At 44.1% G+C, this 12,752-nt stretch carries 10 protein-coding genes and 1 pseudogene; 4 read left to right on the top strand and 7 right to left on the bottom strand.

The window, feature by feature from the left end:
- Nucleotides 1–549: 549 nt before the first annotated feature.
- The gene (locus tag F6J99_RS31930) at nt 550–1,536 is read right to left on the bottom strand and encodes a GntR family transcriptional regulator (protein ID WP_070391243.1); all 987 of its coding nucleotides are present in this window, start codon (nt 1,534–1,536) and stop codon (nt 550–552) included.
- 645 nt (nt 1,537–2,181) lie between these two features.
- Between F6J99_RS31930 and F6J99_RS31925 the strand changes: the two genes are divergently transcribed.
- Together F6J99_RS31925 and F6J99_RS31920 are read left to right on the top strand one after the other, a co-directional pair.
- Nucleotides 2,182–2,925 carry a dienelactone hydrolase family protein gene (locus F6J99_RS31925; RefSeq protein WP_293119012.1) on the top strand — a complete coding sequence of 248 codons (744 nt, stop codon included), beginning with the start codon at nt 2,182–2,184 and terminating at the stop codon, nt 2,923–2,925.
- 76 nt (nt 2,926–3,001) lie between these two features.
- Nucleotides 3,002–3,907 (top strand): S1 RNA-binding domain-containing protein, encoded by a 906-nt coding sequence (locus tag F6J99_RS31920; RefSeq protein ID WP_293119010.1) that lies wholly within the window; start codon nt 3,002–3,004, stop codon nt 3,905–3,907.
- 11 nt (nt 3,908–3,918) lie between these two features.
- Here the strand turns inward: F6J99_RS31920 and F6J99_RS31915 are convergent, their stop codons facing one another.
- The gene (locus F6J99_RS31915) at nt 3,919–4,065 is read right to left on the bottom strand and encodes a hypothetical protein (protein WP_293119008.1); all 147 of its coding nucleotides are present in this window, start codon (nt 4,063–4,065) and stop codon (nt 3,919–3,921) included.
- Nucleotides 4,066–4,073: 8 nt separating this feature from the next.
- On the opposite strand from F6J99_RS31915, the gene F6J99_RS31910 reads away from it, so the two are divergent.
- The gene (locus F6J99_RS31910; RefSeq protein ID WP_293119006.1) at nt 4,074–4,781 is read left to right on the top strand and encodes an ROK family protein; all 708 of its coding nucleotides are present in this window, start codon (nt 4,074–4,076) and stop codon (nt 4,779–4,781) included.
- Nucleotides 4,782–4,795: 14 nt separating this feature from the next.
- Here F6J99_RS31910 and F6J99_RS31905 read toward each other — a convergent pair.
- The 5 genes and pseudogenes from F6J99_RS31905 to F6J99_RS31885 form a co-directional block, all read right to left on the bottom strand.
- Nucleotides 4,796–6,074 (bottom strand): annotated as a pseudogene (locus F6J99_RS31905) (RNA-guided endonuclease TnpB family protein).
- A 167-nt stretch (nt 6,075–6,241) separates the two neighbouring features.
- On the bottom strand, nt 6,242–7,090 hold the full coding sequence (locus tag F6J99_RS31900) for an alpha/beta fold hydrolase (RefSeq protein ID WP_293119004.1): 849 nt from the start codon (nt 7,088–7,090) through the stop codon (nt 6,242–6,244).
- A gap of 19 nt (nt 7,091–7,109) precedes the next feature.
- Entirely contained in the window at nt 7,110–8,579 is a 1,470-nt protein-coding gene (gene gatA, locus F6J99_RS31895) for an Asp-tRNA(Asn)/Glu-tRNA(Gln) amidotransferase subunit GatA (RefSeq protein WP_293119002.1), read from the bottom strand.
- Between the two features lie 11 nt (nt 8,580–8,590).
- Nucleotides 8,591–8,902 carry a hypothetical protein gene (locus F6J99_RS31890; protein WP_293119000.1) on the bottom strand — a complete coding sequence of 104 codons (312 nt, stop codon included), beginning with the start codon at nt 8,900–8,902 and terminating at the stop codon, nt 8,591–8,593.
- 204 nt (nt 8,903–9,106) lie between these two features.
- A complete protein-coding gene (locus F6J99_RS31885; RefSeq protein WP_293118999.1) occupies nt 9,107–9,697 on the bottom strand; it encodes a class I SAM-dependent methyltransferase in 591 nt (196 codons plus the stop codon).
- A 383-nt stretch (nt 9,698–10,080) separates the two neighbouring features.
- Between F6J99_RS31885 and F6J99_RS31880 the strand changes: the two genes are divergently transcribed.
- Nucleotides 10,081–12,752 (top strand): amino acid adenylation domain-containing protein (locus F6J99_RS31880; RefSeq protein WP_293118998.1); only part of this gene is annotated, 2,672 nt, incomplete at its 3' end.

Genomic DNA, 12,752 nt, shown 5'->3' with positions numbered 1-12,752 from the left:
CTCATTTTTGGAGTTTGACCTGGTGGTGCGTTACGGGCAACAACCTAACACTTGCTACAGCTTGCGTCTTGGTGAGCTCGCCCCTAACGCACCCTACCGCACTTTTTTACAAATATGAGATGCACCCAATATGTCTTAACCTTTACTTCGAATGCTATAACTATTCTATTTCAACTAGTCACAAGTTAAATTAATCAATTTAGCTGATGGGGTAATGTTGGAAAACGGCTGACTGGACAACTCATTTTGATATTTTCAGGGAGGGTTCGAATCCATGATCTAGCAATCCTAAATCATTGTCTTGATGCAAAGCGCGAGTGGGGGAAACCCCCAAGACCGTAATGGTGCGTTTTCCGTAGGCGAATTAAATTCGCCACGGGTCGCACCTGAGGCATCGCTTGTAAAATCACTGCAATTATTAAAAACTATCTCCAACTCCGGTTCCTTCTGCCTTCTGCCTTCTGCCTTCTGCCTTAAAGCAGCCCATTTCTTTCACGCATCAGATAGGAGTGCTATATCCCATAGGTTTAATCCTATCAAACCGTTAAGTTAACCCAAACCCAGTTCCCGTTTGAGCAGATTAATCGATTTGCTACCAATATAGTTTTCACAACGGATCAGCTTGGGTGGTCGAATAATATCTTCACGAGCGGCTAAGATGGCATCTTTAACAGTTTGATAACTTGCTTGATCGCTAATAATTATCTGGGAACTGCGAACCAGAGCTTTGAGTTTGTACTTGTCCTTAATCTGAGCCGTCATCACTAACAACTCATCTCCCCGTAGACTATGGACAATAATTTCGACCACTTTTAAAATCCCAGAACTGATGCTAACCACTCCTAAACGGTTACCTTTGGAGAGACTCTTAATTAGCTTAAGTTCTGGTTCATAGTCATAAATATCAACAGGGATAACACGGACAGATTTAGGGGCAACAATCGCTTCTGCTTTACCGATAAAATAGCGACTAGTAACTACTGTAGCCGAGTGAGTTTGATCCAAAGCGTCCGAGAGTTCTTCCATTGGCACCAACTGCACCGGGATTCCCAAGGATTCTTCTAACTCCTGCACCATCAATTCTCCAGCACCAAGGTCTCGTGACTCTACGGTCACCAGTACCCTAGCGCTACACCGTAACCGCCAGTCAATCTCCGACAAAAATAGTTCCCTAGCCTGGTTAAGGGAGCAACCTTGTCCGAGAAGTTGATTGAGGCTATCTTGAACAACCTTGTAAGCTTCGGGGGAAAACTGGTTAAGAAAGCCAGCCTGACGTCGATTACCCCCTTCATGACCCTGTGCTTTAACATAAATGCCTGAACCAGCATGGGACTCTACTAGTCCTGTTTCTTCTAACTGCCGATATACCTTGCTGATGGTATTGCGGTGCAAACCCGTCTCCATCGCTAACTGACGAGTACTGGGCAGTTTATGTCCTGGGGGATATTGTCGGGATGCGATCGCAAACTGAATTTGGTCAAATAGCTGCTTCGAAGCAGGTATTTCACTATCTTGTTGAATATGATACTGAACCATTACAGAGTCTCCAAAATCCCCTGTTTCTCACTATTATATGGTATGCTTTTATTTTTTAACTTTTGGGTCAAATTTTGCTATCCACTTCAGCTAGAATGTAAGGATTCAGCTGTCAGCCGTGAGCTAAAAGCTCACGCTACTTGAGGTGCGGTTAGCTTAAACTAAGATTTGGGAGAATTTAATCCTTCGAGATTTTCTCGAATTCAAAGTCTCGGTAGTAAGGATTCAGCCGTCAGCTGATAGCTGACAGCTGATACCATCTCAAGTAGCACCATCTGTAGCGCATTAGCTAATAGCACCATCTGTAGCACCATCTGTAGCGCATTAGCTAATAGCTGATAGCTGACAGCTGATAGCTATTAGCTTAAAAAAAAATCAGCTAATTATAACGAATTTATATCCCAAATAACCAAGTCAATAAAAATCAATAAAAATCAATAAAATTTAAAGTTATACTCTGGACTATACTGAACTATCCAATTAAGTAAGCTAGTTAATTAACTTATTATTTATTTCCTAAATACAGGTATAATCTAGAGTTAAGCTACTGCTGTAGAATTGGCGCTGAATTCAGAAAGCCAAGAAAACCTTTAGCTTAGCATCTATAACTGCCAAGCAAGAGCTTCAGATCCTTCCAAATCGATTATGACACATAGGGAAATTCGTACCATTACCGTCAAGGTGGTCAATGGTGATCTAGACATAGCAGCTTACCTGGCAATGCCGGTGGCAGAAACACCTCTTCCTGGAATTGTGGTGCTGCAAGAAATTTTTGGGGTGAATGGCCATATCCGGGATATCACAGAACGGTTTGCCAAAGAAGGCTATGTTGCGATCGCTCCCGCACTCTATCAACGCCTTGCCCCAGGTTTTGAGACAGGTTACACCACTGAAGACATTAAGATTGGCAAGGAATACAAGGCACAAACCAGAGCAGCGGAACTCCTAGGAGACATCCAAGGGGCGATCGATTACCTGAGAAGTCAAACCCCTGTGCAAGATAACCCCATCGGCTCTATTGGCTTTTGTTTCGGTGGTCATGTTGCCTATCTGGCTGCTACCTTACCCGATATTAAAGCTACTGCTTCGTTTTATGGCGCTGGGATTACTACTATGACTCCTGGCGGTGGTGAACCAACGATTACTCGCACACCAGAGATTAACGGTACACTCTATGGTTTATTTGGGATGGAAGATGCTAGCATTCCAGCAGAAGAGGTTGATCAGATTGAAGCTGCTCTTGAGAAAAATAAAATTAATTATCGTGTCTTTCGTTACGATGGGGCAGACCACGGATTTTTCTGTGACCAACGGGCTAGCTACAATGAAGAAGCAGCTACTGATGCGTGGGCTAACGTTTTGCAGCTGTTTAGGGAAAAACTTAACTAAATGGTCTTGCTTTCCAACTTTTTAACCAGCTGATCCCATATCAGAAATCATTACTGATTTAAAACCGTTAATTATCATGAATTCGAAATCAACCTCTTCCACCACCAGCAATTCATCCTTTTCTATGGATGATTTTGCTCAAGCCCTAGAAGAATACGACTATGAGTTTAAACAGGGACAGGTGGTACGTGGCAGAGTAAATAACTACGAAAGCGATGCTGCTTATGTAGACATCGGTGGTAAGTCCCTGGCTTATCTACCAATTCGTGAAGTTTCCTTAGAATTGGATCAGGATTGGTCGGAAGTACTGCCCTTGGATGAGGAAATGGATTTCCTGATTATTCGGGAGCAGAATGCCGATGGTCAAGTTACCCTTTCCCGGCGTCAGCTGGAGATTAAGCAGGTTTGGGATGGGTTAGTTGAACTCCAAGACAATGGAAAATCATTAGATGTCCGGGTTTCTGGAGTGAATAAAGGTGGTGTCACCGTGGATGTGCGGGGATTGCGGGGATTCATTCCGCGATCGCACTTGAGTCAGCACGACAATCTAGATTCCTTGATTGGTCAGAAACTAACAGTTACTTTCCTAGAAGCTGACCGCGATCGCAATAAGCTAGTGCTTTCTCAGCGGGAAGCTGTGCGTGCTGCTACTTTCTCTGAGCTAGAAGTGGGACAATTAGTGGAAGGTAAAGTAGCTGCGATCAAGCCCTTTGGTGTGTTTGTGGACTTTAATCAAACCAATGGCTTGCTACACATTAAGCAAGTAAGCCAAAGTTTTGTTGAAGACCTCTCCAAGGTGTTTGAAATCGGTCAAGTGATCCAGGTAATGATTATTAACTTGGATGAAGGCAAAGGTCGTATTTCTATGTCTACCAGGGTTTTAGAAAATTACCCAGGAGAAATGCTCGAAAAGATGGCAGAGGTAATGGCTAGTGCTCCAGCTCGTGCTGAACGTGCTAGGCAAAAACTATTACAAGCATAAGTTAGGTCTTTTTAATCGATAATGTTTTTTGTTTCTTGTTGACTGTTAACTGTTGACTGTTGACTGTTAACCGTTGACCGTTGACCGTTGACCGTTGACCGTTGACTGTTGACTGTTGACTGTTGACTGTTGACAGTAAACCGTGAACCGTGGACCAAAATACCTCATGAATCAAAACAATAGCCCAATGCATACCCTGACCGTAGATATTGGTGGCAGTGGCGTTAAGGTGATGGTATTAGATGAAGTGGGTAATCCCATCACCCAACGTAGTCGCTTAGAAACACCCCAACCTCCTAAGCCGGATGCTATTATTCATGCGATCGCATCCCTAGCTCTCGGACAAGGGAATTTTGAACGGGTATCGGTGGGATTTCCTGGAGTGGTGCGCAATGGGATAACCTATACAGCGGTAAACCTTGATCCGGATTGGCAGGGATTTGATCTCGCTACTACCCTATCTCAACGCTTAGGCAAACCGGTGCGGGTAGCTAATGATGCCGATGTGCAAGGATTAGGAGCAATTACTGGCAAGGGAGTGGAATTGACGATTACCCTAGGCACAGGGTTTGGTTCTGCTTTATTTGTGGATGGCAAGCTGGTGCCAAATCTGGAAATGGGACACCATCCTTTTCGTAAAGGGGAAACCTACGAAGAACAGTTGGGGCGAGCGGCCTTAGAGAAAGACGGTAAGAAGAAATGGAATAATCGGCTCCAAAAAGCGATCGCATGCCTGGAGCGTTTGTTTAATTATAATTACCTTTACATTGGTGGTGGTGAAGCCAAAAAAATTAACTTTGAGCTACCCCCCAATGTAAAAGTAGTGCCCAATGTTGCTGGGTTATTGGGGGGTATTGCTTTGTGGCGGGATTAGAAAAAACCCGTGAACTACCACGACCTAAGTTGTTGAGGTCGTGGCTTCCAGCTTGGCCTTTGGCCACGCTTCGCGAACACGGAAGAATGCCTTAACTTGGACGGGCGTCCACGTCTTGGTCTTACTTCTTCTCCACTGGCGTTGACCTCCCCCGTCCCAGAGGAGGATAGCATTCTGATCCCTTCTGCTCTAATATTCTTCGCTGCATTACCATCTCTGTCGTGCTGAATGCCACAACTTGGACAAGTCCAAAATCTTAGGTCTAGTGGTAACTCTTTGATTCGGTAATGACAATTAGAACAGGTTTTAGAACTGGGGAACCACCGGTTTATTTCTATTAGTACTTTCCCTTCTTTTTCGCATTTATAAGAAAGAAAGTTAACAAAAGTACCCCATCCTAGATCAGAAATAGCTTTAGCTAATTTGTGGTTACGAACCATGCCCTTGACATTTAGGTTTTCGACTACTACTACTTGATTGTTATCAACTATTTTTCTGGATAGTTTATGTAAGTAGTCTTGGCGGACATTTCCAATTCGCTCGTATACCTTAGCTACAATCTTTCTGGCCTTTTTGCGCCCACTGCTTCCTTTTTTCTTTCGGGCAGCAATACGTTGTTTTTTGGCTAACTTTTTTTCGTACTTAACCAAGTGCTTAGGATTACTGAACTTAGAGGTCTTTTCACCGTCATAAGTAATTGCAAAATCTTTTATGCCTAAATCAATACCGACTACCTTCCCATTAGTGAAGGATTCCACACTAGTGCCTTCGTACTCCATTAGCACAGAAGCGTAATACTTTCCAGAAGGAGTTTTACTGACTGTGACAGTCTTGATTTCTCCGTCCAGTGGACGATGAATTACTGCCTTAACAACTCCCAGTTTTCCAGGAAATTTAAGGCAATTGCCCAACTGTTTTACATTTTGGGGATACTGGATTGACTGACGGTGATGGTACGATTTGAATCTAGGATATTCAGCTCTACCTTGGCCTATTGGCCACGCTACGCGAACAAAGAAATTCTGATAGGCACGACTCAGATTGAGACTAACAGATTGCAAAACCTGAGAGTAACAATCTTTTAACCATTTCGTCTCTTCTTGTTTTTTAAGTTTCGGAAGCATAGAATTGAGTGCAGATTGTTTCAAACCTTTGCCAGTTTCCTTGTAGGTTTCTATACACTGAAAAGCGTGCATAGTTCCACCACCAACGAGCACACCCAAAATGCTGAGCCAGTATTTGAACTTGCTCTTGCCTAGGATAAATTCTGACTTTGACGGCTCTATGCTTCATTGCAATCAACCTCTTTATCGACCTTGCTTACTATTATATATGTTTGGCAGTAATGAGTCAAGGTATAAGTCAAGTCCAAGGCTCGCTATCCATCCCCAACCTACAACGCACGAGGTTGGGGAATTCCGCGACTCTTGTTAAAGACTATCGCGCTAAATACTATAACGCTAAGCTATAGCTTTTTCTGCATAAACCTGTGTTACAAATTCCCGAATTTTATGCTGATATTCGGAAGTAGCAACAGTTGTCAAATCATTGTGACCTGCATCAGGAACTAGCCAAAGCTGTTTAGGAACTGTAGCAGCATCGAACAAGACTTGACTCATCCTAGCAGGCACTGTGGTATCATTAATGGCATGGATTAAGAATATAGGTGTTTGGATTGACTTGATTTTACTAATTGAGTCAAACCGCTGGGTAAGCAGAAGATTGATCGGCAAGAAACCATATTTTCCCTCATAATATGCCATATCCCGCATGGAAGTAAATGAGCCTTCCAAAATCAAGCCTGCCATTTCTGGATTACGCACCGCTAGATCAATCCCGATTGCTCCCCCTAAGGAATAACCATAGACAAAAATATCTTGGGGATTGATGCCTCGTTGTTGGACTAGATAATCCCAACCTACTTGAGCATCTTGATAAAGTTGGGATTCCCTAGGAAATTTCCCCTCGCTGCAACCATAGCCTCGGTAGTCAATCAGGAGCAGCGATAAACCGACCTGATGTAACCGTTGGGCAATTTCAAGATATGACCCAATATTACAGGCATTACCGTGCAGATATAGCATCACCTTACTGTCTGGTGAGTCAGAGGGAATCCACCAGCTGTGAATTTTCTCAACCTTACCCTTATTGGATATTGGTAACCAAAGCTCTTCGTAAGGCAAACCAAAGTCAGCTGGTGTATTTTCAATCCCTGAGGCAGGACAAAATATTAGCCGATTTTGCAACAGCAACACGGAGGTACAGACTAAGGCGTAAGCGATCGCTATAAATCCTGCAACAATCAACATAATCAATTATCGTCATACTTCATCCTTCATGCTTCAAAACCGGTTGGCTTCGATGCCATTCGGTTGCTTGTTCATAAGCATAACCTACTTGGAATAGCTGGTCTTCCCGCAATACATTACTAATCAACTGTATCCCAATTGGTAATCCCTGTTCATCAAAGCCACAGGGTATACTCATCCCTGGTAACCCAGCCAGATTAACTGGAATAGTCATCAGGTCAGTCAGATACATACTTAAGGGGTCTTCTGTCTTTTCCCCAGCTTTAAACGCTGTGGAGGGAGCTGTGGGACAAACTAGCACATCGACCTTGTCAAAGGCTGCCTCAAAATCCTGTTTAATCAGAGTACGAACTTTTTGGGCTTTGAGATAATAGGCATCATAGTAACCAGCGGATAGAGCATAGGTTCCTAGCATAATCCGGCGCTTGACTTCTGCACCGAACCCTTCAGCACGGGTTTTGGTGTACATAGAAAGGAGATTGTCAGCATCTGATGCCCGTAAGCCATATTTAACGCCATCGTAGCGAGCTAGATTGGCTGATGCTTCTGACGGAGCAATAATGTAGTAGCAAGGCACACCATATCGGAATCGGGCACAGGAAATTTCCTGGATTTCAGCACCTAAGTCTTTGAGCTGATCAATGGCTTTAGTGACTGCTTTCTCTACTACTGGGTCTAAGCCTTCACTAAAGGTTTCTGTAATAATGCCAATCTTAACTTTACCGTTAGATTTTAGGTCTGGTTTCAGGAATTGGGTGTAGTCGGGAATGTCTACTTTGAGGCTGGTAGCGTCATTGGGGTCATATCCTGCGATCGCATTCAGTAAAATAGCCGCATCTTCTACAGTGCGAGCAAATGGTCCAATTTGATCTAAGGACGACGCGAATGCCACTAAACCATAGCGCGATACTAAACCATAGGTCGGTTTCATGCCAACTACTCCACAGTAAGAAGCCGGTTGACGAATAGAACCACCGGTATCAGAACCCAGAGCAATGGGACATTCCCCAGAAGCTACGGCTGCCGCTGAGCCCCCGGAGGAGCCGCCGGGGACATGGGATAAATTCCAAGGGTTTTTAGTAAGTTGAAAAGCAGAGTTTTCCGTAGAACTCCCCATGGCAAATTCATCCAAGTTGGTTTTACCTACCATTACTGCCCCAGTATCTTTCAGTTTTTGGGTCACTGTTGACTCGTAGGGTGGGACAAACTTGGCCAGAATTCGGGAGCCGCAGGTGGTCGGAATCCCTTGGGTACACATATTGTCTTTGATGCCAATGGGTATACCGGCTAAAGTCGGGAGCTCTTCACCAGCTGCGATTTTCGCATCTACTTGACTGGCCTGTTCTAAAGCATAGTCTGAGGTGATGTGGAGGAAGCTTTGGACTTGAGGCTCTAGGGCTTGAATCTTATCTAGGGCTTCTTGGGTGATTTCTACAGCTGAGCGTTCTTTGTTGACTAGCTGTTTATGCAACTCGCGGACCGTGTCCATGCTTACTACCTTTACTGACTTAACGATTTCAACTCTAGTATTTTGGCAAAAAATTCAGTGATTAGGGGTTTGGGCTCAGGCTTTAGGAAAGGGAATAGGGAGTAGGGAGTAGGGAGCAGGGAGTCGGGAGTCGGGAGTCGGGAGTCGGGAGTTGTGTAGGGTGCGTTAGGGGGGCCTTCATGTTTCGCTCCGTAGCCAGAGTTAGGTTGCTGCCCCGTAACGCACCACTGCTGGGTCAAACAACTTTTAGAAGATGCACCCGATTTTGATTCAGGGGAACCGCTTCGCGATGTTCCTTCGGAACCGCTTTGCGAACGCATCATCTCCCCCACAACCGGTAGAGTTTTTGTTCCCGGTCTAAGTGACGCTATCTGGAATGATAGAAACAATCTTGTTTCCCGATTCCCGTTCCCCTCCTGGGAGGGGTTAGGGGTGGGTTCCGATTCCCGATTCCCGATTCCCGATTCCCGATTCCCGATTCCCGATTCCCGATTCCCTGTTCCCGATTCCCTTTGCTATTAAAAATCCTATTTATTTGCTTCAATATAAATCATCCGAGTTCGGATTGTAATTCCTTGGCTGGGAGAAGTCCAACCTACAATAAAATAATCTTCGATAGCATTGTCGATTACAATTTTCGAGTGGTCATAAACTGGAATAGGCACCTTTGTAATATATTCCTCTGTTGTTTCATCAAGGCTAAAAATAATTGTTTTGCGAGCAATCCGATTCATCCGCTTAATAGCTGTTGCCGCATCTTCCACAAACAGTAAAGAGCTTAAACAAAAAACAAAATCGTAGGACTGGCTATCAAGTTCAGCCAGAGCTGTTTCAATGGGCTTGTGGATGGTTTTATAACCCCTTTTTGCCGCATAATCCAGCATTTTACTGGAAATATCAATCCCTGTATAGTCAAACTCTCCCTGCAACAATTCACTTAGGATACCTGTCCCACAAGCAATATCTAAAACACTGCCTTGATGGTGATTATGTCCATGGAATATTTTAACCGCTTCATTTACATACTGGACATTAGAACTGGGTGCCTTTAACACTTCGTCATACTTGGCAGCAAATTTATCATAATAGTCTTCAGCACCAGTTTTTGTTGTTGACATAGTTAGTTTATATTGCTAATAATTTTTACAAATAAATATAAGTTATATTATAGCATTTATTTATTAGTTTATTTATAAAAAATTGGCAGTTTAGGCAACTTCGGATCAGGTAACAGGGAAACAATCATGTATACCTCATTACTATGAGAAATTCTATCAATGGCATCTTATAGGTTTGACAAAGTGGCGATAATGGGATATTTTAATTCACGATTATTCTCCAGATTCGACAGTCTACTTCTCTATTCGCCGGTCAAGTGTTATACTACCGAGGGTCATAAACTCAGCTGATTAACAATCAGAACCAGTCCCCCAAAACAGCGGGAGGAGAAGAGATAAAATCCGCAGTTGTGGAAAGTATAGGAAGGAGGAAAATTTTTTTGATGAACGTTAACTTGAATAATCAGCAAGACAACTACCGTTGTATTCCTCAGCTATTTGAAGCACAAGTAGAACGAACACCGGATGCAGTTGCTGTAGTCTTTGGAGACCAGCAGCTAACCTACCGAGACCTCAATGCTAAAGCAAACCAATTAGCACACCATTTACAAAGTTTGGGCGTCGAACCTGACGTGTTAGTAGGGATTTGTGTAGAGCGTTCTGTTGAGATGGTGGTGGGACTATTGGCAATTCTCAAAGCAGGTGGAGCGTATGTGCCCTTAGACCCCGCTTATCCCCCAGAGCGCCTAGCCTACATGCTTGACCACTCCCAGGCATCGGTATTGCTGACTCAAAGCCAATTAGTCTCTCAATTACCGAAACATCAAGCTAGTGTGATTTGTTTAGATACAGATTGGGAAATCATCTCTACCCAGAAGGAAGAAAATCTTACTAGCAGCCTGACAGTTGATAACTTGGCTTATCTTATCTACACTTCGGGCTCTACAGGTAAGCCGAAAGGGGTAGCCATGCCCCACCGTTCCCTTGTTAATCTGATCAAGTGGCAGCTGGAAAATACTGTAGTTGCCAACGATAGCAAAACACTGCAATTTGCCCCGATCAGTTTTGATGTTTCCTTCCAAGAAATTTTCTCGACCTGGTGTGCAGGGGCAACACTGGTTTTAATCTCGGAAGACGTGCGGCGCGACCCAGTATTTCTGTTAAATTTACTAGCAGAACAAGAGGTGGCTCGACTATTTCTTCCCTTTGTGGCTTTGCAACAAATTGCTGAAGTGGCCGAGACTTTCGGAATATTTCCGGCAAGTCTAGGGGAAGTAATTACTGCAGGGGAACAGTTGCAGATTACTCCTGCGATCGCTAACTTGTTCGAGAAGCTAAAAGATTGTACGCTGCACAATCACTATGGCCCATCGGAAACTCATGTGGTCACCTCCTTTACCCTAAAAGGTTCCCCAAGCAGTTGGCCAGCACTTCCTGCCATTGGTCGTCCGATTGTTAATACCGAGATTTATCTTCTTGATCAGTCCCTAAAACCAGTTCCGGCTGGGGTGGAGGGGGAGTTATACATCGGTGGTGTTTGTCTAGGGCGAGGCTACCTGAACCGACCGGAAATAACTGCCCAAAGATTTATTGCTAACCCCTTTAACAAAGTAAAGACAGATAGCGATCGCCTTTACAAAACGGGGGATTTGGCTCACTACCTACCGGATGGTAATATCCAGTTTCTCGGTCGTTTGGATGACCAAGTTAAGATTCGGGGTTACCGTATCGAATTAGGGGAAATTGAAGTATTGCTAAGCCAACACCCCAACCTGAAGCAGGCTGTGGTTTTAGCTAGAGAAGATAACCAAGAGAAACGTTTAGTGGCTTATCTTGTACCTGGACAATCCGAATCTGCACCTGTGGAAACAGAGCAAGTTCAGCAATGGGAAAAAGTATGGGATGAAGCCTACAGCAAGCCATCAGATGATTGGGAAGCTGGTTTTCATCTTGGTGGCTGGTACGATAGCTATACCGGAAAAAACTTACCAGAAGAACAAGTGCGGGAGTGGGTTGACCATACAGTAGAGCGGATTCTGTCGATGCACCCCAAACGAATATTAGAAATTGGTTGCGGTACAGGTTTACTATTGTTTAGGGTTGCTCCCCATTGCGAATCTTATTGGGGTACAGATATTGCTGCTCAAGGACTCCGCTATATCGAAGAGCAGATTAGGAATAGTCCTTTAGAAAAATTGGTCAAGGTTAGCCATAGTCCAGCAGATGATTTAGCAGGAATAGACTCCGAAACCTTTGACACAGTAGTAATTAATGGAGTGATCCAGTTTTTCCCCAACATGGACTACCTGGTGTCCGTCATAGAAAAAGTGGTGCAGTTAGTCCAACCTGGGGGTAGTATTTTTATTGGCGATGTGGAGAGTTTCCCTTTACTCGAAGCCTTTCATACATCCGTTCAGTTACATCAAGCTCCCTCTTCTGAGTCTACAATGGCGCTGCGCGATCGCATCCAGGAAAGAATAGCTGAAACTAAGAAACTAACCATCGCTCCAGCTTTCTTTTTAGCACTTGAGGAACATCTCCCCCAAATTAGCCATGTAGAAATTCAGCTCAAACGGGGACACTATCAAAATGAGCTAACTCGCTTCCGATACGATGCGATTATTCATGTAGGTCAAAAGGTTGATACTTCAGCAGTTGCGCCCCTATGTCTTGACTGGCTCAAAGATAGACTTACCTTGTCTGATATCAAAAGGCAACTTTTGGAAACAAAGCCTCAAATCCTGTTAGTTAATCGTGTTCCCAATGCTAGGATTTGGTCAGATGTCCAGGCGATCGCTACTTTAGCTAGTCCTAATTGTCCTCGAACCGTAGGGGAGTTGCTAGACCAGCTGCAGGAGAAGGGAGTAGAGCCAGAAGACTGGTGGTCATTGGAATCTGAGATTCCTTATTCCATTAACCTGACCTGGAGTGGAAATGGTGCCGATGGTTACTATGATGTGGTGTTTACAGCAAATTTCGCCCCCCTAGCCCCCCAATTCTGGGGGGAACAAAACTCTGAAAGTCCCCCAAAATTGGGGGATTTAGGGGGCTTTACCAAAACCAGACGATCGCGCATTCATACTTCAATTCAGCAACGCCCAAATTTCGCCCCCCT

The organism is Moorena sp. SIO4G3, from assembly GCF_010692305.1.
GTDB classification, from domain to species: domain Bacteria; phylum Cyanobacteriota; class Cyanobacteriia; order Cyanobacteriales; family Coleofasciculaceae; genus Moorena; species Moorena producens_A.
The sequence above is the reverse complement of the archived record's forward strand: the minus strand, read 5'-3'. Positions and strand labels throughout refer to the sequence as shown.